The 21,600-nt window shown below is 63.9% G+C and carries 19 protein-coding genes; 9 read left to right on the top strand and 10 right to left on the bottom strand.

The genetic code is table 11. The features are described from left to right. The first annotated feature begins 67 nt into the window (after positions 1-67). The gene (locus tag ACO550_RS16440) at positions 68-958 is read left to right on the top strand and encodes a polysaccharide deacetylase family protein (protein WP_315592902.1); all 891 of its coding nucleotides are present in this window, start codon (positions 68-70) and stop codon (positions 956-958) included. Between the two features lie 251 nt (positions 959-1,209). On the opposite strand, the gene ACO550_RS16435 is transcribed toward ACO550_RS16440, so the two are convergent. Then, positions 1,210-3,564, bottom strand: coding sequence for a heavy metal translocating P-type ATPase (locus ACO550_RS16435; protein WP_315592891.1), 2,355 nt, complete (start codon positions 3,562-3,564; stop codon positions 1,210-1,212). 138 nt (positions 3,565-3,702) lie between these two features. Between ACO550_RS16435 and czcI the strand changes: the two genes are divergently transcribed. The 4 genes from czcI (at position 3,703) to ACO550_RS16415 (ending at position 9,798) form a co-directional block, all read left to right on the top strand. After that, complete coding sequence (czcI, locus tag ACO550_RS16430; protein WP_315592890.1) at positions 3,703-4,062, top strand: cation efflux protein, CzcI family; 360 nt, start codon at positions 3,703-3,705, stop codon at positions 4,060-4,062. Between the two features lie 96 nt (positions 4,063-4,158). Continuing rightward, positions 4,159-5,400: a TolC family protein gene (locus ACO550_RS16425; protein ID WP_315592889.1), complete on the top strand. Its 1,242-nt coding sequence runs from the start codon at positions 4,159-4,161 to the stop codon at positions 5,398-5,400. A 24-nt stretch (positions 5,401-5,424) separates the two neighbouring features. After that, positions 5,425-6,636, top strand: coding sequence for an efflux RND transporter periplasmic adaptor subunit (locus ACO550_RS16420; protein ID WP_315592888.1), 1,212 nt, complete (start codon positions 5,425-5,427; stop codon positions 6,634-6,636). A gap of 12 nt (positions 6,637-6,648) precedes the next feature. Then, positions 6,649-9,798 (top strand): CusA/CzcA family heavy metal efflux RND transporter, encoded by a 3,150-nt coding sequence (locus ACO550_RS16415; RefSeq protein ID WP_315592887.1) that lies wholly within the window; start codon positions 6,649-6,651, stop codon positions 9,796-9,798. Positions 9,799-9,858: 60 nt separating this feature from the next. Here the strand turns inward: ACO550_RS16415 and ACO550_RS16410 are convergent, their stop codons facing one another. After that, a complete protein-coding gene (locus tag ACO550_RS16410; protein WP_315592886.1) occupies positions 9,859-11,271 on the bottom strand; it encodes a heavy metal sensor histidine kinase in 1,413 nt (470 codons plus the stop codon). A gap of 52 nt (positions 11,272-11,323) precedes the next feature. Then, entirely contained in the window at positions 11,324-12,001 is a 678-nt protein-coding gene (locus ACO550_RS16405; protein WP_315592901.1) for a heavy metal response regulator transcription factor, read from the bottom strand. A gap of 249 nt (positions 12,002-12,250) precedes the next feature. Here ACO550_RS16405 and ACO550_RS16400 point away from each other — a divergent pair, with 249 nt between their 5' ends. Next, positions 12,251-12,607 (top strand): hypothetical protein, encoded by a 357-nt coding sequence (locus tag ACO550_RS16400; protein WP_315592885.1) that lies wholly within the window; start codon positions 12,251-12,253, stop codon positions 12,605-12,607. Here the strand turns inward: ACO550_RS16400 and ACO550_RS16395 are convergent. Next, on the bottom strand, positions 12,592-12,918 hold the full coding sequence (locus ACO550_RS16395; protein WP_315592884.1) for an H-NS family nucleoid-associated regulatory protein: 327 nt from the start codon (positions 12,916-12,918) through the stop codon (positions 12,592-12,594). The two genes, ACO550_RS16400 and ACO550_RS16395, sit on opposite strands and share 16 nt — an antisense overlap. 338 nt (positions 12,919-13,256) lie before the next feature. Here ACO550_RS16395 and ACO550_RS16390 point away from each other — a divergent pair, with 338 nt between their 5' ends. Then, positions 13,257-13,511, top strand: coding sequence for a copper resistance protein CopQ (locus tag ACO550_RS16390; protein ID WP_315592883.1), 255 nt, complete (start codon positions 13,257-13,259; stop codon positions 13,509-13,511). A 31-nt stretch (positions 13,512-13,542) separates the two neighbouring features. On the opposite strand, the gene ACO550_RS16385 is transcribed toward ACO550_RS16390, so the two are convergent. Then, positions 13,543-15,612, bottom strand: a complete 2,070-nt coding sequence (locus ACO550_RS16385; RefSeq protein ID WP_315592882.1) for a putative bifunctional diguanylate cyclase/phosphodiesterase — start codon at positions 15,610-15,612, stop codon at positions 13,543-13,545. A 282-nt stretch (positions 15,613-15,894) separates the two neighbouring features. Between ACO550_RS16385 and ACO550_RS16380 the strand changes: the two genes are divergently transcribed. Then, the gene (locus ACO550_RS16380; RefSeq protein WP_315592881.1) at positions 15,895-16,077 is read left to right on the top strand and encodes a glycine zipper 2TM domain-containing protein; all 183 of its coding nucleotides are present in this window, start codon (positions 15,895-15,897) and stop codon (positions 16,075-16,077) included. A gap of 102 nt (positions 16,078-16,179) precedes the next feature. Here the strand turns inward: ACO550_RS16380 and ACO550_RS16375 are convergent, their stop codons facing one another. The 5 genes from ACO550_RS16375 to ACO550_RS16355 form a co-directional block, all read right to left on the bottom strand. Then, positions 16,180-16,362, bottom strand: coding sequence for a hypothetical protein (locus ACO550_RS16375; RefSeq protein ID WP_315592880.1), 183 nt, complete (start codon positions 16,360-16,362; stop codon positions 16,180-16,182). A gap of 85 nt (positions 16,363-16,447) precedes the next feature. Then, positions 16,448-17,620, bottom strand: a complete 1,173-nt coding sequence (locus ACO550_RS16370) for an acyl-CoA dehydrogenase family protein (protein WP_315592879.1) — start codon at positions 17,618-17,620, stop codon at positions 16,448-16,450. Between the two features lie 11 nt (positions 17,621-17,631). Next, a complete protein-coding gene (locus tag ACO550_RS16365; protein WP_315592878.1) occupies positions 17,632-18,615 on the bottom strand; it encodes a tripartite tricarboxylate transporter substrate-binding protein in 984 nt (327 codons plus the stop codon). Positions 18,616-18,665: 50 nt separating this feature from the next. Beyond that, on the bottom strand, positions 18,666-19,076 hold the full coding sequence (locus tag ACO550_RS16360) for a cupin domain-containing protein (RefSeq protein ID WP_315592877.1): 411 nt from the start codon (positions 19,074-19,076) through the stop codon (positions 18,666-18,668). Between the two features lie 151 nt (positions 19,077-19,227). Further along, positions 19,228-20,145 (bottom strand): LysR substrate-binding domain-containing protein, encoded by a 918-nt coding sequence (locus ACO550_RS16355; RefSeq protein WP_315592876.1) that lies wholly within the window; start codon positions 20,143-20,145, stop codon positions 19,228-19,230. 164 nt (positions 20,146-20,309) lie between these two features. Between ACO550_RS16355 and ACO550_RS16350 the strand changes: the two genes are divergently transcribed. Next, positions 20,310-21,515: an aminotransferase class I/II-fold pyridoxal phosphate-dependent enzyme gene (locus tag ACO550_RS16350; protein ID WP_315592875.1), complete on the top strand. Its 1,206-nt coding sequence runs from the start codon at positions 20,310-20,312 to the stop codon at positions 21,513-21,515. The last annotated feature ends 85 nt before the right edge of the window (positions 21,516-21,600 follow it).

The following is a 21,600-nucleotide window of genomic DNA, read 5'->3' as shown; positions in this document are numbered from 1 at the left end:
CAGATCTTCGAGGCCTACCGCGACAAGGTCGTGGAAGCCCGCACGCTGGTCGGCAACTGAACCCGGCATGGCTCGCATTGCCCTGAAGGTAGACGTCGACACACTGCGTGGCACGCGTGAAGGCGTGCCCGCGTTGCTGTCGATGCTGACGGCCCAGCAGGCGGAAGCCACGTTCCTGTTCAGCCTCGGCCCGGACCACACGGGCTGGGCGCTGCGCCGTGTGTTCCGGCCCGGTTTCCTGAAAAAGGTATCGCGCACGTCGGTGGTATCGAACTACGGCTTGCGCACGCTGATGTATGGCGTGCTGCTGCCCGGGCCCGATATCGGCCGCAAGGGCGCCGCGGAAATGCGTGCTGCCGCCGCGGCGGGCCATGAATGCGGCATCCATACGTGGGATCACGTGTACTGGCAAGACAACGTCCGCGAGCGCGATGCCGCATGGACGCGCCGCCAGATGCAGCAGTCATTCGAACGCTTCGTCGATATTTTTGGTGCGCCGCCACCGACCCATGGTGCGGCGGGCTGGCAGATGAACAACGAGGCGTTTCGTCAGATCGACGACTGGGGCATGGTCTACGCCTCGGATGGCCGTGGCACGGGACCGTATATTCCAACCGTGGATGGCAAGCCTTGCCGTCACGTGCAGATGCCTACCACGCTACCCACGCTGGACGAACTGATCGGCGTGGACGACCTGACCGAAGACAATGTGCATGAGGCCGTGCTGAAGCTCACTGAAAGCGATGCCGACCACGTCTTCACGCTGCATACCGAACTCGAGGGCGGCAAGCTGGCACCTGTGTTCAAGCGGCTGCTGGCAGGCTGGCGCGCACAGGGACACGACCTTGTGTCGATGGCCACGTACTACCGGCATCTGGACCGCAACGACCTGCCGCAGTTGCCGGTCACCTGGGGCGAAATCCCGGGCCGCAGCGGTGAGTTGATTATCCAGCCGTAGAGTTCCCCGACTGGTTTCGCTCCCCTCTCGCGCCATGCGGGAGAGGGGCTGGGGGAGAGGGCCGGCGCATCGGATACCGCCGCCGTGCCGGAACAAACCGACGGCCTTGCTTGATGTGGTTCCTTGCTGTACCACCCCTCTCCCCCACCCTCTCCCCATGCGGGGCGAGGGAGCCAAGACACTACAGTCTGTTTGCGCTTGGGCGTAGCTTGCGGTGCTGGTGGTCAAACAACCGACAGGCCATCGACGGCTCAAGCAGTCTTACGCGTTAGCCGCAGTCCATTAAACACCACCAGCAAGCTCGCGCCCATATCGGCGAACACGGCCATCCACATGGTGCCCATGCCCATCACGGTCAAGGCCAGGAACACGGCCTTGATGCCTAGGGCCAGCGCGATGTTCTGCTTCAAGATCGATGACGTACGGCGCGACAGCCTCACGAAGGTCGGGATCTTGCGCAGGTCGTCGTCCATCAGCGCCACATCGGCGGTTTCAATCGCAGTATCGGTACCGGCCGCACCCATTGCGAAACCGATATCGGCACGCGCCAATGCCGGCGCATCGTTGATGCCATCACCAACCATGCCAACCTTGCCCGCGTGCGTATGAGCCTGCCCGGTCAGCGCGGCGATGGCGTCTGCCTTGTCCTGCGGCAACTGATTGCCGCGCACTTCATCAATACCCACTGCTGCGCCAATTGCCTGCGCCGTGTGCGGGTTATCGCCCGACAGCATTAGCGTCTTCACGCCCAGCGCATGCAGTTGCTCGATGGCCTGGCGGCTGGTGTCGCGCACCGTATCGGCAACAGCAAACAACGCCAGCGCGCGCGGCGTGTGGCCTGGCTGTTGCGCCATGGCTGCCAGCATCACGATGGTCTTGCCCTGCCGCTCGATGGCCTCCAGCCGCGCTTCGAGCGCCGGCGAGCATGCGCCGAGGTCGTGAATCAGGCGATGGTTACCAAGGCAATAGGTCACCCCATTTATCACGCCGCGCACGCCCTGCCCCGGCAATGCTTCGAAATCCTGCACCTCGGATAGCGTGATGCCTGCGGCCTGGGCGGCCGTAGCCACCGCATGCGAAACCGGATGGTCGGAGCGCGCGGCCAGGCTTGCGGCAATCGCGCGTGCGTCGGGCGCATCGTCAGTCAACAGCGCCATATCGGTCTGCGCGGGCTTGCCGTGCGTCAGCGTGCCGGTCTTGTCCAGAGCCAGCCACGCCAGACGATGGCCCTGCTCCAGATAGACACCGCCCTTGACCAGAATCCCCTTGCGCGCCGCCGCCGCGAGGCCACTGACAATGGTGACCGGTGTCGAGATCACGAGCGCGCACGGGCAGGCGATTACCAGCAGCACCAGCGCCTTGTAGATCCATGCCAGCCACGCACCGCCCATCAGCAGCGGCGGCACCACGGCCACGCCAAGCGCGATCGCAAACACCACCGGTGTATAGATGCGCGCGAACTGGTCCACAAACCGCTGGGTCGGCGCGCGGCTTCCTTGGGCGGCCTCCACGGCGTGGATGATGCGCGACAACGTCGAATCGTTGGCCGGCGTCGTCACCATGTACTCGAGTTCACCCGACTGGTTGATCGATCCTGCGTAAAGCGCGTCGCCCGTGGTCTTGTCGACTGGCACGCTCTCACCGGTAATCGGCGCCTGGTCGAGCGCGGACTGACCGCGCAACACCCGCCCATCAAGCGCAACGCGTTCTCCTGGGCGCAACCGTACCGTGGCACCGACGGCCACACCACGCGCCGCTACCGCCTGCCAGCTTCCGTCCACCTGCAGCACGGTGGCCTGCTCCGGCGCCATCGCCATCAACCCGCGCACCGCATTGCGCGCACGATCCAGCGATGCCGCCTCGATGCGTTCCGCAAGCGCGAACAGCACCATCACCATCGCCGCTTCGGGCCACTGCCCGATCAGCAGTGCGCCGGTGACCGCAATGCTCATCAGCGCATTGATATTCAGGTTGCCGTTGCGCACGGCAATCCAGCCTTTGCGATAGACACCAAGCCCCGCGACCAGTACCGCGGCCAATGCCAGCGCGGCTGGCAGGTAAGGCGTAGCGACCTGGAACCATTCGGCCACTTCCGCGCCGACGGCGGCTACCCCTGCCAATGCCAGCGGCCACCAGGGCTTGGCCGGTTCCGATGCTGCGGCGGTGGCGCCTTCGTCGCTCAGCGGCTCGGCTTTCATGCCGAGCGACGCAATCGCCTTGACCACCGGGTCGAGGGTGTCGAGCGTATGGTGCACGGTCAGCACGCGCTGCATCAGGTTGAAATCGAGCGCCGCGACCCCGGCCATATTGCCGATCCGGTTCCGAATCAAGGTCTCCTCGGTGGGGCAATCCATGGCGTCGATGCGGTAGGCCGCCGCGCGCGTGCCGGCCGGCGCCGCTACCGGCTCGCTGATGGTGACCGTGGACCCGCACACCGAACCGCAGCAACTGGCGGCGTGGTCGTGTGCGTGGTCGTGTGCGTGGTCGTGATGATGGTGGGCATGCTCGTGTTCGTGGCCGTGATCATGCGAATGGTCGTGATCGTGCCCGTGACCGTGCGCCGCCGACGAGGGCGGCATGACGTTCTCTGGGGTGGAGCGAGCCATGACAGATTCCATTTTTGCGTTGTTGCCTGCCATTGAAGACCCTGTAGCCACTTCAGGGTCAAGCGCGGGTGCAATAACCCTGCGCCCATGACAGCAAAGTAATGTCCGACTCGGATGCCCCCGCTATAATCGCTGCCCATGCGCCGCCTGCTGCTCGTCTTCCTGTCGATCTTGCTGCCGCTCCAGTTCGCCTGGGCCGGTGCAGCGGCCTATTGCGCACACGAGACAGCGGACCAGCCGGCCGCCGTGACATCGCACTTCGGTCATCACACGCACGAGCACAAGGCAGAGAGTCATCAAGGCGCCGGCAAGGCGGCCAAACTGCCTGACGCCGACTGCACGGTCTGCCATTTCCCCGGATCGCATGGTGTATTCGCCGAAGTCAGCCTGCCCGGCGACTACCACTACGTGACCTTGCGCTACCAGCCACGCCTGTACGCATTCGGCTCGATACCCTCCCCAGTCCCGGACCGCCCTCAGTGGTCACGTTTCGCCTAGCCGGCGAGACGCAGACCTGCATCCGCATTCGCTGTACCGCTGACCGGTACGGCGGCCGTCTCGCCGATTTTCTCCTGCCTGAACTGGTGAATTTCGATGAGAAGCCTTCTATTGCCGCTGGGGTTCGCGGTCGCATTGCTGAGCCCGATGGCATCCGCCCAGGATGCCGCCTTGCCCACCCAGGAACCGGTCGGTCGCCTGAGCCTTGACGCCGCATTGGCCCTGGCCGCGGCGCAAAACCCCACACTGTCCGCTGCACGGATCGAAGTCGATGCCAGCGAAGGTGGCATCACGCAAGCACGCGTGATACCGAACCCTGAAGTCGCGGTGCTGATGGAAGATACCCGGCAGGCCACGCGCACCACCACGGGCCAGATAAATCTTCCAGTGGAGCTTGGCGGCAAGCGTGGCGCGCGGATTGGCGCGGCGCAGCGCGCCCGCGACGTCGCGCAGGCACAGCTAAGTACCGCGCAGGCCGATTTGCGCGCCAGCGTGATCGGCGCATTCTTCAATGTACTGATCGCCCAGGAGCGCGTGCGGCTGGCGGCCGGGTCGGTCGACATCGCCACCCGCGGAGCGCAAGCCGCGGCACGGCGCGTGGCGGCAGGCAAGATCTCTCCCGTTGAAGAGACCAAGGCCCAGGTCGAACAGGCCAACGCCGAACTGGAACGCGCCGAAGCCAACGCCGCACTGGCGGCCAGCCGCCAGACCCTGGCCACGTTCTGGGGCAACCCGTCGCCGCGCTTTACCGATGCCGACGGCAGCCTCGACGCCCTGCCCGCGCGTCCCGAGGCCGCGCTGTTGCGACAGTCGTTGGACAGTGCACCCGCATTGCAGACCAGTGAGCGCGAACTGGACCGACGCCAGGCCGAAATCAATGTGCAGCGCAGTCGCCAGTACCCGGACGTAACGGTTAGCGTGGGGGCCAAGCGCGACAACGGTGCGCCCGAGCGCGGCACCTTCCCGGTGCTTGGCGTAGCCATTCCTCTGCCGCTGTTCGACCGCAACCAGGGCAATCTCTACACGGCCATTCGCCAGGCAGACAAGGCCGCCGACGAATTGCGCGCCACGCGCCTGCGCCTGGACCACGACCTGCAGCAGGCGTCGAGCCAGCTCACCGTATCGCGCGCCTCCGCATTGACGCTGCGCGAAACCGTACTGCCCGCCGCCGAGCGCGCGTTGCAGGCCGCCACACAGGGCTTCGAGGCCGGCAAGTTCAACTATCTCGACGTGCTGGACGCGCAGCGCACGCTGTTCCAGGCCCGCATCCGCTATCTCGGCGTGGTTGCCGGCAGCTGGCAGGCAGCCACCACGATCGATCGCATTCTTGGCCGCTGAGGCGCCAACGCAAGGAACACCGTCATGACATTGACTCGCAAACAGGGCGTGGCCATTGCCGCCATCGTGATCGCCGGATTGATTGCCGCGCTGGCGCTATTGCTGTCCGGCCGCAGCGACGAGCATGCCCACGAAGGCCACGAGGATGGCGAAGCCAGCCACGCCAGCCCCGCATCATCCGCAGAAGCCGGACACGCCAATGAACCCGCAGGCCTGATTGCGCTGACGCCGGAACAGATCCGCAATGCCAATCTCGTCATCGCCACCGCCGGTCCGGGCAAGATCCGCAGCGCGGTGGAATTTCCCGGCGAGATCAAGTTCAACGAGGATCGCACCGCGCATGTGGTGCCACGGGTGGCGGGTGTTGCCGAAGCGGTGGTCGCCAACCTGGGCCAGCGCGTGAAGAAAGGCGACCTGCTGGCCGTCTTTGCCAGTACACAACTGTCCGACCAACGCAGTGAACTGCTGGCCGCGCAGCGCCGACTGGAACTGGCGCGCACAACCTACGCACGCGAGAAAAAGCTGTGGGAAGACAAGGTATCCGCGGAGCAGGACTTCCTGGCTGCGCGTACCGCGTTGCAGGAAGCCGAAATCTCCGAGCAGAATGCCCGCCAGAAGCTGACCGCGATTGGCGCCACCACGTCGGCACGTGCGATCAACCAGTTCGAGTTGCGCGCGCCGTTTGACGGCATCGTGGTCGAGAAGCACCTGGCCCTGGGTGAAGCGGTGGCGGCGGAGACCGCGGTGTTCACCATCTCGGACCTGACCACGGTGTGGGCCGAGTTCGTGATCGCGCCGAAGGACCTCGGGCATGTCAGGCTTGGTGAGGCCGTGCGTGTGGCCTCCGCCGCGTTCGATGGCAAGGCGGACGGCAAGATTTCCTACGTGGGTGCCCTGCTTGGCCAGCAGACACGTACCGCCACCGCACGCGTGACATTGTCCAATCCCGAGATGGCCTGGCGTCCAGGCCTGTTTGTCACGGTCAGCGTGTCCACGGGCGAAACCGATGCCGCAGTGGTGATCGACAGCGAAGCCCTGCAAACCGATAGCGACCGCCCGCAGGTGTACGTGGAGGTGCCCGGCGGTTTCGCCGCCCGTGCCGTCAAGACCGGCCGCACCGACGGCAAGCGCATCGAGATCGTCGACGGACTGGCGCCCGGTACGCGCTACGTGGCCGGCAACAGCTTCGTGCTGAAGGCCGAACAGGGCAAGGCCAGCGCCGAGCACGCGCATTGATCGGGGGCCACCATGTTTGAACGCATCCTCCGGTTCTCGATTGCCCAGCGCTGGCTGGTCATGCTGGCCGTACTGGCCATGGCCGCACTCGGCCTCTACAACTATCACCGCTTGCCAATCGATGCGGTGCCCGACATCACCAACGTCCAGGTGCAGATCAATACCGCCGCGCCTGGATACTCGCCGCTCGAAGCCGAACAGCGCGTGACCTACCCGCTGGAAACCGCGATGTCGGGATTACCGGGGCTGGAACAGACGCGCTCGCTGTCGCGCTATGGCCTGTCGCAGATCACCGTGATTTTCAAGGACGGCACCGACATCTACTTTGCGCGGCAACTGGTCAACCAGCGCATGCAGGAGGCGCGCGAACACCTGCCGCCCGGTATCGCGCCACAAATGGGGCCGATTTCGACTGGCCTGGGCGAAATCTACCTGTGGACCGTGGAGGCCGAACCCGACGCGCGCAAGCCGGACGGATCGGCCTACACGGCCACCGACCTGCGCGAGATCCAGGACTGGATCATCAAGCCGCAGTTGCGCACGGTGCCCGGCGTTACCGAAATCAACTCGATCGGGGGCTTTGCCAAGGAATACCTGGTAGCGCCGAACTCGGAGAAGCTGGCCTCGTACGGCCTGTCGCTGCAAGACGTGGTGCAGGCGCTGGAACGCAACAACAGCAATGTGGGCGCCGGGTATATCGAACGGCGTGGCGAACAGTATCTGGTGCGCGCACCGGGACAGGTGAAATCGATCGACGATATTCGCGAAGTCATCGTCGGCACCGCGCAAGGCCAGCCGATCCGCATCCGCGATCTTGCGGAAGTGGGACTGGGTCGCGAACTGCGCACCGGCGCCGCCACCGATAATGGCCGCGAGGTCGTGCTCGGCACCGTATTCATGCTGATTGGCGAGAATAGCCGCGCGGTCTCGCGCGCGGTGGATCTCCGCATGGCCTCCATCAACAAATCGCTGCCCGCCGGGGTCAAGGCCGTAACGGTCTACGATCGCACGACGCTGGTGGACAAGGCCATTGCCACGGTCAAGAAGAACCTGCTCGAAGGCGCGGTGCTGGTCATCGCCGTGCTGTTCCTGTTCCTCGGTAACCTGCGCGCCGCGTTGATCACCGCCATGGTGATACCGCTGTCGATGCTGTTTACGTTCTCGGGCATGGTGACCTACCGGATCAGCGCGAACCTGATGAGTCTGGGTGCGCTGGATTTCGGCATCATCGTCGACGGCGCGGTGGTCATTGTTGAAAACTGCGTGCGCCGCCTGGCCCACGCACGCGAGCGGCTCGGACGGCCGCTCACGCGCGAGGAACGGTTCGAGGAAGTGTTCGCCGCTGCCACCGAGGCACGTCGTCCGCTGGTGTTCGGCCAGTTGATCATCATGATCGTCTATGTGCCGATCTTTGCGCTGACCGGCGTCGAAGGCAAGATGTTCCACCCGATGGCAATGACGGTGGTGGTGGCCTTGCTTGGCGCGCTGCTGCTGTCGGTCACGTTCGTACCGGCAGCGGTGGCGTTGTTTATCGGGAACCGCGTGGACGAGAAGGAAAACCGCGTGATGGCCTGGGCCAGGCGCTGGTATGAGCCGGTGTTGAAGCGAGCGCTTGGCAATACCCCGGTGGTCCTGACCGCGGCAACCGTCGCGGTACTGCTCAGCGGTCTCCTGGCGACACGCCTGGGCAGTGAATTCATTCCGAACCTCAATGAAGGCGATTTCTCGGTGCAGGCATTGCGCATACCGGGCACCAGCCTGACGCAGTCCGTGGCCATGCAGCAGCAGATCGAAACGCGGCTCAAGGCGAAGTTTCCCGAGATCGAGCGGGTATTCGCGCGCACCGGTACCGCGGAAATTGCCTCGGACCCGATGCCACCCAATGCGTCGGATGCCTACATCATGCTCAAGCCACGGGATCAGTGGCCCGACCCGTCACGCACGCGCGAATCGTTGCGCGCGGCAATGCAGGCCGAACTGGAGACCATCCCCGGCAACCGCTACGAGTTCTCGCAACCGATCCAGCTACGCTTCAACGAACTGATTTCAGGCGTGCGCAGTGACGTCGCGGTGAAGCTGTTCGGCGATGACAACGCCGTGCTCGATGCCACGGCGCAGAAGATCGCCCAGGTATTGCAATCGGTGTCGGGCGCCACGGAGGTCAAGGTGGAGCAAACCACCGGCCTGCCTGTGCTGACCGTTGATGTCGACCGCTCGCGCGCGGCACGCTACGGCTTGAACATGGTCGACGTGCAGGATACCGTGGCCATTGCCATCGGCGGTCGTGACTCGGGCGTGTTCTACCAGGGTGACCGCCGCTTCAATATCGGCGTGCGCCTGCCTGAGGGGGTGCGTACCGATGTGGAGGCATTGCGCCGCCTGCCGATTCCATTACCGAAGGGCTCCAACTCCGGCTCCGGTGCCATCGGCACCAGTTATATCCCGCTCGGCGAGATTGCCACGCTTGATATCGCCCCCGGCCCGAACCAGATCTCGCGCGAGAACGGCAAGCGCCGCATCGTCATCAGCGCCAATGTGCGCGGCCGCGACGTGGGTAGTTTCGTACCGGACGCGATGGCGGCCATCGACTCGCGCGTAACCATTCCGAGCGGCTACTGGATTGCCTGGGGCGGTACGTTCGAACAGCTGCAATCGGCCACCGAACGGCTGCGGATCGTGGTGCCGGTGGCGCTGCTGCTGGTGTTAGTGTTGTTGTTCGTGATGTTCGGCAATCTGCGCGATGGCCTGCTGGTATTTACCGGAATTCCGTTCGCGTTGACCGGCGGCGTGCTGGCACTCTGGCTGCGCGGCATTCCGCTGTCGATTTCGGCTGCGGTCGGGTTTATCGCGCTGTCGGGTGTTGCGGTGCTCAATGGGCTGGTGATGCTGTCATTCATCCGCAGCCTGCGAGAAGAAGGACGTTCGCTCGACGAAGCGGTATTCGATGGCGCACTGACACGGTTGCGGCCGGTGCTGATGACGGCGCTGGTGGCTTCGCTGGGCTTTGTGCCGATGGCAATTGCCACTGGCACCGGGGCCGAAGTCCAACGTCCGCTGGCCACCGTGGTGATCGGCGGGATACTGTCGTCGACCGCGCTGACGCTGCTGGTGCTGCCGGTGTTGTACCGGTTGGCGCATGGCCGACGTGCTGGCACGGCTTGAAAGGCTTGCCCTCACCCCCAGCCCCTCTCCCGCATCGCGGGAGAGGGGAGCAAACACCCGCTATGCGCCAGCCTTGTCGGCGGAGCTATCAGGAAACTCCAGCTCGAACCGCGTCTGGTCTTCCACGCTGACCACCGACACGCTGCCGCCGTGCAAGCGCATGATGGTGTCGACGATGGCCAGTCCCAGACCCGTGGAGCCAGCCGAATTACGTCGTGACGGATCTGCGCGGTAGAAACGTCCGAACAGGTGCGGCAGGGCTTCGGCGGCGATTGCGGGACCGCCATTGACGATGCTGATGGCGGTATGCGTCGAATGGTTGCGCGATACCGCCATACAGACCGCGCTGCCCGGCGGCGCATGGCGTAGTGCGTTGTCGAGCAGATTGATGATCGCGCGCCGCAGCAAGGTCTGGTCGGCCATCACGGTCGCATGGCCGGTCACCGATACCACGAGGTTGCGGTCCGCCGCCACGGCCTCGAAATACTCGGCCACCTTGTCCAGTTCCGCGCGGGCATCGAGCGGCCGCGCACCAAGTGCCACCTGCGCATTGTCCGCACGCGCCAGGAACAGCATGTTCTCGATCATGCGCGATAACCGCTCGTACTCCTCCAGGTTCGATTCGAGCAGTGCTTCATACTCTGCCGGCGTACGGCGCTGTGCCAGCGTTACCTGGGTCTGCCCAACGAGGTTGCTGATCGGCGTACGGAAATCATGCGCGAGATCGGCGGAAAACTGCGACAAGCGCGTAAAGCTGTCCTGCAGCCGCGCCAGCATGCCATTCAACGCCCCGGCCAGATCGCGCAATTCCTCGGGCGCCCCGCCAACGTCGAGCCGCGTGGCCAGCCGGCTGGTGGTCACCGCCGCCGCGTCGCTGGCCATGCGTCGCAACATGCGCAGGCCGCGCCGCGCCAGCAGGAAGCCCAGCCCGGCCGCCACAATCGCGCCGCACAGCACCGCACCCAGCAGCTCGCTGCGATACTCGCGCATCAGTGCCACGCGGTATCCGGCATCGCTAAGCACAATGATTTCCACCGTGCGGCCCGTATCGCCAATCTGCCCTTGTGCCGCCATGCCGCGCGACGGCACGCCGTTGCGCGGATGCCAGGTTTGCAACTGGGATTTGTCAGGCGCAGTGCCTGCCGGCAGCACGCGCAGCGGCGGCAGCGGTTCGTTGTGCGGGTTCAGTGAAATCAGCGGATCGCCCGAGGGCGTGCGCACCACGAGGATCAGGCCCTCGTGACCCATCGCGATATCGGCAAAGCGGTGCGTATCGGTACGAATCTCGGTTTCGTCGGCCACCTCGCGCAGCAGGTGCCGCACCAGCAGCACCTCGCCGACGAGCTCGCTTTCGTCGCGCGACTGCAACTGGCTGCCGAGTGCGCTCGCCAGATAGGTCGCCACCCCGACCAGGATTGCGGCCGTGGTCAGCCCGTACGCTAGCGCGAGCCGCGTAGTCAACGACGATGGCATCCACGCGTCGAGCGCCCGGCGTGCGCGTAGCAGATGTCTCAGCGCTCGCCGCTCAGGCTTCATCGGATTCGTCGAGCACGTAGCCCATGCCACGCCGGGTGTGGATCAGCTTGTTCGGGAATGGGTCGTCGACCTTGGCACGCAGCCGGCGGATGGATACGTCCACGACATTGGTGTTGCTGTCGAAGTTCATGTCCCACACCTGCGACGCAATCAGCGAGCGCGACAGTACTTCGCCACGCCGCCGCGCCAACAGTTGCAGCAGCGCGAATTCCTTCGAGGTCAGGTCGATCTTCTGGCCGGCACGCGTGACGCGGCGGCGGATCGTGTCGATTTGCAGGTCCGACACTTCCATGAACTCGCTTTCGCGCAACGGCCCGCGGCGCAGGATCGTGCGGATGCGCGCAACCAGCTCGGCGAATGCGAACGGCTTGACCATATAGTCGTCCGCGCCCAGTTCCAGCCCCTTGAGGCGGTCTGACAGTTCGTCGCGCGCGGTCAGGCATAGCACCGGGGTGTCCTTGTCACGCCGCAGGTCTCGCAGCACCTGCCAGCCGTCGATGCCCGGCAGCATCACGTCCAGCACGATCAGGTCGTAGTGCTGTTCCAGCGCGTGGGCCAGCCCGTCCACGCCATCGCGCGCCAGGTCGGCCACGAAGCCGGACTCGGTCAAACCCTTCAGCAGGTAGTCGCCCGCTTTCGGTTCATCTTCGACAATCAGGATGCGCATGGTCATTCACTTCACACGCCTGGCATCGGGCCAGTTCGCGTTTCCGGTTTATTGCAGAACCCAGACACTATCCGAGGTTCGCCGCATTTGGGCGAACATTGCACGAATGTCATCTTGACCTTGCGGTTTGCCACAGGCAAACCCAGTACAATGCCGGCTGCTCCGAATCCGGCAACCTGCCGGTCCAGGTCCACCCGCGGTTCGACTTGAGTTCGACCCAAATCCAACTTAAGTTCGCCCGAGGTCCAGATGAAACGCCTGTTCGCCAGCTTCCTGTTGTGTCTTGCAATGCTTGCGCTGCCTGTGCCGCGCGCGGCAGCGGTCACGATGGCTTGCAGCGTAACGCAGGCAGTCGGATTGTCGATGCCCGAACGCCATGCCGCCATCAAGGCCGAGGCGGAAGCCGAGCTTGGCCGCGTCGACCACACGCGTTGCCAGGGGCGCGCGAATGGCGCGGGCGATGACATGCCAGTGTGGCACGATTTGCAGCCCGGCTGCGATACCCCCAATCATTCCAACGGTCATCAGCGTCGCCCTGCCGGTAGCACGTGCAACGCCTGTGCCGCGTGCGCGGCCAATGCGCTGGTCGCTTATTCGACGCGATAGAAATCGATGGATTGTCCGGCGTTGACAGCACGCTGGAGCCAGTCAGGATACTCGCCGGTACCGTCCCACGTTTGCCCCATGGCATTGCGGTAGATCACGCGCGGCGCGGCGGGAATCGCCGGCGCTGCGGGTGCGACGGAAGCTGCAGGCGCGTGGGCGGCATCGTTCAACGACAGCTCGCCTTGGCCATCTTCATCGTGTTCGGCAAAGCAGCCTGCTTCGACAAGATGGTCGAACGTCAGGCCATGGAGATCCATCTGCTCGCGGATCCATGCCACCGCGGCTTGTTTGGCTGCTACAGACTCGGACATGACTTATCGTGCGCGCCCGCCACCGTGTCGGGCGGGCTGGGGAAAAGGATTCGGGGGATTTGGCCCGGGCAGGAAAACCGGCAGGCCAGACCGGGATTCTACAGGGTGTTGGCCCTTCTATTGCGAAAACCGGCGGAATACATTGTCCAGCGGCGGATGTTCCTGCAGCGCAAAGCGCATGTGGCAAGACGTCCGGATCGTCGGGATCGAATGACAGCAATGTCATTGATGGGTCATGTTGGCGTGGGCGCCGCGTGAATAGACTTCGGTTCAAGGTCGCACGACGACCGGTACTAACGGCCCAACTGCCTCCAACCTCGAACCGCAAGGAGTCCAACATGCTCAAGAAAGCCCTGCTCTACACCGCACTGACCGCAACGCTGGCTGGCGCCGCTGGCCTGGCCAACGCTGCCCCGCGCAATCCTGACCCGTTCACTGACGGCGCACGCGTCACCAGTCGCGATGGCTATGTCGATCGCATCGGCACGCGCGACGTCTACTCGGACGGCGCTCGCGTTGGCACCCGCGATGTCTTCACCGACGGCGCACGCGACGTGCGTAGCGCGCGCGATCCGTTCAGCGACGGCGCCTGATTCGCACACTGACCCCATGCGCGGCGGCGCGCTAGCTTGACGTTGCCGCCAGACTCATGAACTGCGCCGCGGGCACCGGCTTGCCGAGCAGGTAGCCCTGCAGCGCATCACAACCCAGACTTGCCAGGAACGACTGCTGCGCAGCCGTTTCCACCCCTTCCGCCACCACCTGCAGATTCAGCGTGCGACCCAGCGCCACGATGGCGGACACAATCGCGGCATCTTCCGAATCTTCCGCCAGATCGCGCACAAAACCGCGATCGATCTTGAGTTCGCTGGCCGGAATACGCTTCAGGTGCAGCAGGCTCGAATAGCCGGTACCAAAGTCGTCGATCGCAATACGTACGCCCATTGCATCGAGACGCGTCATGATGTCCAGCGTTTCCTCGACATCGCGCATTGCCGTGCTCTCGGTAATTTCGAGTGTCAGGCATGCGGCCGGAACCCCATGCTCGTGCAATGCCGTTTCCACCGATTCAATCATGCCCGTATCGCAGAACTGCAATGCCGACAGGTTGACCGCCATCGACCAGCCGGTGTTTCCGAAGGCATGCCATGTGGCAAGCTGACGGCAGGCTTCGTTCAGGACCCATTTGCCGATCGGCACGATGGCGCCGGTTTTTTCGGCCAGCGTGATGAACTGGTCTGGCATCAGCAGACCTTGCACCGGATGGTTCCAGCGCAGCAGCGCCTCGGCACCGACCAGCCGGTTGTCCGATGCCGCGAACTTTGGCTGGTAATGCAGTTGCAGTTGATCGTTGCGCAACGCGCCGCGCAGGTCCTGGATCAAGGTTTGCTGGGCGCGCGCCTTATGGTTCATCGAGCTTTCGAAGAAGCAGTAGGCGTTGCGGCCGGCGCCCTTGGCATGATACATCGCGGCGTCGGCATTGGTCATCAGCGCGTCCTGGTCGGCACCGTCCGCCGGAAACAGCGCGATGCCGATACTGCCCGAGACATTGAGCACGTGCCCTGCCACGTGCACGGTTTCGCGCAGCGCTTCGATCAGCTTTTCCGCCACCACGCCGGCATCGGCAGGTTCATCGACCCGTACCAGCACCACAAACTCGTCGCCGCCTACCCGCGAGATGGTGTCCTCGGAACGCGTCGACATGCGCAGCCGGCTGGCAATTTCCACCAGCAGGCTGTCGCCGACCTGATGCCCATACGTGTCATTGACGGCCTTGAATCCGTCCAGGTCGACAAACAGCACGGCAAACGTGCCATGTTGTCGCGTTGCGGACCGGATCGCCTGCTGGAAGCGATCTTCCAGCAGCACGCGATTGGGCAGGTGCGTAAGCTTGTCGTGCAGGGCCAGGAATTCGAGCTCCTGGTTGGCCACGCCCAACGCATCGGCCAGCACGGCAGTTCGCATTTCCAGGCGCATGTCGAGCACCGACGTGATCAGCGCCATTGCCAGTACACAGACGGTGATGACCAGGATCGGCAAGGCCAGCGCATGGCTATCCAATCCGTCGCGCACCGCGCCGCAAACACTTCCCAACGGAAATCGCGCCGCGGCCATGCCCGTGTAGTGCATCGCCGCGATGGCTCCGCCCATGACCAGCGCGGCACCGAAACGCAACTGATGCACGCGCGGCATGTTCCGCCGCAGCCTGAAGGCGATCCAGAGCGCCGCACCCGACGCGACCACCGCAATCACGATCGACAGCAGGAACAGCCACGGGTCATAGTCGATGCCCGGCTGCATGCGTAGCGCGGCCATCCCGGTGTAGTGCATGCTGGCCACCGCGGCACCCAGCACCAGCGCCCCCAGCACCAGCCGCCTGCCCGGCAGGTAGTCCTGGCTGACCAGATGCAGGGCAAACGCCGAGGCCAGCACGGCAATCAGCAGCGAGAACCCCGTAATGGGCAGGTCGTAACCAAGCGGAATCGGCAGGCTGAACGCCAGCATGCCGACAAAATGCATCGACCAGATGCCCAGGCCCATGGCGATGGCCCCGCCGGCCAGCCACATCCTTGCGTAGCGGCCGCGTTCGGCAGTGGAGATGCGCCCGGCAAGGTCCAGCGCCGTATAGGACGCCAGCACCGCAACAAGCACGGAAAACAGGACGAGGGACGCGTCGTAACTCGGGGAGATCATGGGAGCGCGTGACGGGGCAGTGGCTTTCTGGACCCGCGATTCTGGTGGCAGTCGGAGGCCGGGCGTGAATTTCCCGCTATCCGTAAGGGTTATCGGCGGTTTCATCCCAGACTAAAGCGGGATTGTGCAACAAGTGCATTGCTGCCGCACGGACATCGTCCGACAAACTCCTACATTGCAATCAGCGCCCGCCCGAGAGGCCACGAGCGCGCTCACACCTATGCTTGAGGCGTGATGAACGAATGACGTTGGAATAAACGACGTTGCACGGAGAACCGCATCATGTGGAAACGACTCGCAGGCGCGCTCGCAGTGGGCGCATGTTGGTGGGCTATCTCGGGTTGCACGGCAACCGGTGCGGTCGCCGGCGGTGTAGTCGGCCACGAGGTCACCAACGGTAGCACGGCCGGCACGGTCGGCGGAGCCGTAGTCGGTGGCGTGATTGGCCACGAGCTAGGCAAGTAATATCGATTTCCGCGGCCTGAACGGCGGGCAGGGTCGTTCAAGTTTGCGCGGCATGGACTCTTTGATGGGAAGGACATGCCGCCGCGCGCCGCGCCATGCGCCTCAGCCATTTATCTGGCTGAAGCACATGGCGCGGTAGCGGGAAACCTGCAATGAGGAAGCCCCGGAGAGTTCCGGGGCTTTTTCTTTTTCTGGTTTTGCTTTTTGGTTTTTGCTTTTTTGCTTTTTGGCTCCCCTCTCCCGCACGGCGGGAGAGGGGTTGGGGGAGAGGGCAACGAGGTTCAAATTGCCGATATCGCATCTTGATATGCTGGCCCTCTCCCCCGCCCCTCTCCCATTGCATGGGAGAGGGGAGCAAACCCTGAGTCATTCAATACGACTTCGGCAACCCCAGTACCCGCTCCGCGATATGGCACATGATCAGTTGCGCGCTGACCGGGGCGATGCGCGGAATGTACGACTCGCGCAGGTAGCGCTCCACGTGATACTCGCGCGCATAGCCCATGCCGCCCAGCGTCAGCACTGCCGTCTGGCACGCCTGGTGCGCGGCCTCGGCGGCGAGGTATTTGGCCGCATTGGCCTCGGCGCCGCAAGGCTTGCCGTTGTCATATAGCCAGGCCGCCTTCCAGACCATCATGTCAGCTGCTTCCAGCGCCATCCACGCTTGTGCCAGTGGATGCTGGATACCCTGGTTTTGTCCAATCGGTCGCCCGAACACGGTGCGCTCGCGCGCGTAGCGCGTGGCGGCCTCCAGCGCGGCGCGTCCCAGGCCCACGGCTTCGGCGGCAATCAGGATCCGCTCCGGATTCAGCCCATGCAGGATATATTCGAACCCCCTGCCCTCCTCGCCGATGCGATCCTCGGCGGGTACCATCAGCCCGTCGATAAACAGCATGTTCGAATCGACCGCGCCGCGACCCATCTTGTCGATCTCGCGCACTTCGATGTGGTTGCGGTCGAGCGTGGTATAGAACAGGCTCAAACCCTGCGTGGGCTTGGCTACGGCATCGAGCGGCGTAGTGCGTGCCAGCAGCAGCATGCGCGTAGCCACTTGTGCGGTGGAGATCCAGATCTTGCGGCCATCCACGCGATAGGCGCTGCCATCGGCGGTGCGCACGGCCTGCGTCTTCAGATGGGTGGTGTCCAGGCCGGCATCGGGCTCGGTTACCGCAAAGCAGGCCTTCTCGTGGCCTGCGATCAACGGCGGCAGCGCCGCGGCCTGCTGGACCGGCGTGCCAAACACCACCACCGGATTCAAGCCGAATACGTTCATGTGGATCGCCGATGCACCGGAGAATCCGGCCCCCGACGCCGACACGGTCTGCATGATCAGCGCGGCCTCGGTGATCCCCAGCCCAGCTCCGCCGAACTGCTCCGGCATGGCAATGCCAAGCCATCCGGCACCGGCCATTGCCTGATGGAACGCTTCGGGAAACCGGTGCTCGCGATCGAGTTCGGCCCAGTAGTCGGGACCAAAGTCCGCGCAAAGCTGCGTGACCGCATCGACTATCGCGTTTTGCTCGGGTGTTCTTTCAAAGTTCATCTGAACAGTCCTTATTCCGGCTGAATCCCGGCATCCTTGACGAGCCTGTTCCACTTGACCAGTTCGGTACCGACAAAGCCCGCAAACTGTTGCGGCGTCTGGCCGAATGCCTCGAAGCCAAGCGCCTCGAATTTTGGTGCCACGTCCTTGCTGGCGGCGATCTTCGACAACTCGCGATTCAGGCGCTCCACAATCGGCTGGGGCGTTCTGGCGGGCGCGAACACGCCGTTCCATGACGTGATGTCGAATCCCTTGAGCTCGGGCGTATCGGCAAGCGGCGGCAGGTCTGGCAACAGGCGGCTACGCTGCGCGGTGGTCACGGCCAGTGCGCGCATCTTGCCGGCCTTGACATTGGCGATGCCGGCGGCCACGTCGACAAACATCATCGGCACCTGCCCCGCGATGACATCGGTCATGGCCGGGGGCGTGCTCTTATACGGCACGTGCAGCAGATCGATATTCGCCATGCGGCCCAGCGTGGCACCCGACACGATGCCTGTACTGTTGCCGCTGGCATAAGACATCCCCGGATGGGCCTTGGCGTAGGCAATCAGCTCGCCCACGCTCTTCACCGGCAGCTTCGGATTGATGACCAGCATGAACGGCAGGTTGCCCATGCGCGCGACCGGCGTGAAATCCTTGATCGGGTCATAGGGCAACTTCTTCATCAGCGACGGATTGGCCGAATGCGTGGTGTTCGTGGTCATGAACAACGTGTAGCCGTCGGGCGCGGCCTGCGCCACGAGTTCGGCGGCGATGGCGCCGTTGGCACCGGGACGATTGTCGACCACCACGTTCTGGCCCAGCGCATCGCCAAGTTCCTTGGCTGTGATGCGCGCCACGGCATCGGTACCGCTACCCGCCGCGAACGGCACGACCAGGCGGATCGGCCGGCTCGGGTAATTGTCGGCCGCCAGCGCGCCGAACGGCAGCGCCGCGGCAGGCAACGCCAGAATGGCGACGGCAAGCGTGCGCCGCACACGAAAATTCGGCATGGTGGTCTCCTCTGCTTTTATATGGACGGCCGCGCGGCCGGAAGCACTGCTCAGGCCGGGCGGATCACGCGATCCGGCGATTCCTCATACGGCGGGGCATAGATCACGAGCAGCTTGACGGGCTCATCGCTGATGACCGTGAAGACATGCATGGCATCGGCCGGAAAAAAGCAGCAGTCGCCCGGGCCGAGCTCCTGCGCATGGCCATTGACTTCGGCCCGCGCCCGGCCTTCCAGCACATAGCAAACCTGTTCGATCCCGGGATGCGCATGCGGGAGCGCGCCCTTGCCGCGCTCGATGGTGCCGTGGATGACTTCGAGCTGTGTGGCGCCAACGTTCTCGCGACCAATGATGCGGCGGTTCAGTGTGCCAACGTGGTTGGCCGGGTGATATCCGGCCACGTCTTCAGTGCGCACGAAATAGGCAGACGCCGCCTTGGCGGCGGCAGAGGATGCTGTCATGGGTGGGCTGTCTCCAACATTCGGCGTCCGCTCGATTCGGCGGCGCGCTGTTTTCATGTTTGTGAAACAGATTTTATGCCCATGAAAAATTGAGTCAACTAGGGGTTGCTACGGATAGAGCATCGGGAGTCTACGGTGGGTGCCGCACGCGTCAATACTGGCCACGCAGGTCGTACCTGCCGCGCACGAAACTGCACACCCGGCCGGACGTTTCGGCAATAACGTCGAGCGCCCTGGAGAAGCTGGCCTGCCGGTACACCGCGGAATACACCAGGGCGGGCGGCATGGGGTCGGTACGCACGATCCGCAGCAAGCCGGCATCGATGTCCGGCGTGAAGTAGTCAACGGCCAATTGGCTGATGCCAAGGCCCTCGATGGTCAGTTCGCGCAGCACGGTCAGGCTGTTGGTCGCGAATACCTTCTTGAACCGAAAGCCATGTTCATGGCGCCACGCGTCATAAAAGGCATTCTTTGCCGAGCCTGCCGACTGTTCGAGCACCGGATAGTCGGCCAGTTCTTCCGGTTTCAGCGGACGGTCCGGCAACTCGAGCTTGGGGCTTGCCATCCAGAAATCGTCGACCCGGCCCACTTCCACGCACTTGTACTCGGCACCCCAGTAGGTGCCAGGCAGGACTGCGAGGTCGATGGTATTGGCCTCCAGCGCACTGAACAGGTTCATGCCCGCATCCACCACGGGTTCGATCTGTAATGCCGGATGGTGTGACTTGAGTTCACGCAGCAGCTTTGTCAGCCACGTCAGCGCGACAAGCTCGGTAACGCCGATGCGGAAGGTGCCCTTGACCTCGTCATTCAAGCCTATTTCGCTGGCGATACGCTGCTTGAGACCCATGGCCTCCTCGGCGATCGGCAGTAATCGTGCACCAGCCTGGGTTGGAATCAGCCCCTTTGGCATGCGATGCACCAATTGCACGCCAAGCGCCTGCTCCAGTTCGATCACGCGCTTCGATACCGCCGACTGCGTCGTACACAACTTTGCCGCCGCAAGCGTGAATGATGCGTGCGATACGCTGAAATAGAAGGCTTCCAGCTGCTTGAAAGTTATGTTCACCAGTTTGTCCCACGAGTACCAGCCATTGGACGGTGGAGCAAAACTCGCACCACCCCGCAGCATGATACGAAAAAAAGGAATGGATGTGCCCGCCGATTACTCGTTTGTGGCATGCGATTTACGGCTCGATACTTGGCACATCGCTTCACCAGCCACAGGGAATCATGCTGACGCTATCCAACCGCCTCAACCGTATCAAACCGTCCCCCAGCTCCATGGCGGGACAGCGCGTGAGGGAGCTTCGCGCTGCCGGGCGCGATGTCATCGGCTTGACGGCGGGAGAACCGGACTTTGCCACGCCCATGCACATCCGCGAGGCCGCATGGCAAGCCATGAACGCGGGCAAGATCGGGTACACCGACGTTGGCGGCACGCCCGAATTGCGCGAGGCAGTGGCCCGCAAGTTTGCCCGCGAGAACCAGTTGCAGTACAAGCCTGGCGAGATCATCGTCAGCACCGGTGCCAAGCAGGTGATCTTCAACGCGATGCTCTGCACGGTGCAGGCCGGCGACGAGGTCATCGTCCCGGCCCCGTACTGGGTTTCGTATCCGGACATCACGTTGCTGGCAGGCGCCACGCCGGTGATGGTGGCTTGCACGCCGGATAACGGATTCAAGCTGAGCCCCGAGGACCTGGAGCGCGCCATCACGCCGCGCACACGCTGGCTTGTCCTGAACTCGCCCAACAACCCCAGCGGCGCCGCGTACTCCCGCGATGAACTGGTGGCACTTGCCGATGTGCTGGAGCGCCACCCGCATGTCTGGATCATGACCGACGACATCTATGAACATCTGATGTATGACGGCACCGAATTCTGCTCGATCGCCCAGGCCGCTCCGCAGCTTGCCGACCGGACCCTGACGATCAATGGCGTATCGAAGGCCTATGCCATGACAGGCTGGCGGATTGGCTACGCGGGTGGTCCGGCCGCGCTGATCAAGGCCATGGTAAAGCTTCAATCGCAGAGCACATCGGGTGCCAATGCCGTGGCACAGGCGGCGGCCCTGGCGGCCCTCGAAGGGCCGCAGGACTTCATTGCCCAGAACCGCCAGATCTACCGCGAGCGCCGCGACTTCATGGTCAATGCGCTGAACCGGATCCACGGCATCGACTGCAGCCCGCCACCCGGTGCGTTCTACCTGTTTGCCTCGTGCAGCGGGCTCTTTGGCGCGCGTACGCCCGATGGGCGCGAGATCCGCAACAGCGATGACTGGACCAGCTGGGCCCTGGAGTCGGCCAACATCGCCCTGCTCCCCGGTTCCGCCTATGGTGTCGACACCCATTTCCGGCTGTCCTTCGCCACCAGCATGGAAGTGCTGGCCGAAGGCGCCCGCCGCATCGCGGCCGCAGCCGATGCACTGAGCAGATAAGCCGCACTTACATCCGAGAGATCACCAAAGATCCCCGCAGCCCACCAGCGCACGCCTCCTCTTTCGCCACTACCACGCTCCCCCA

The organism is Cupriavidus sp. (genome assembly GCF_057315035.1).
This window is presented reverse-complemented; position numbering and strand designations above follow the sequence as displayed.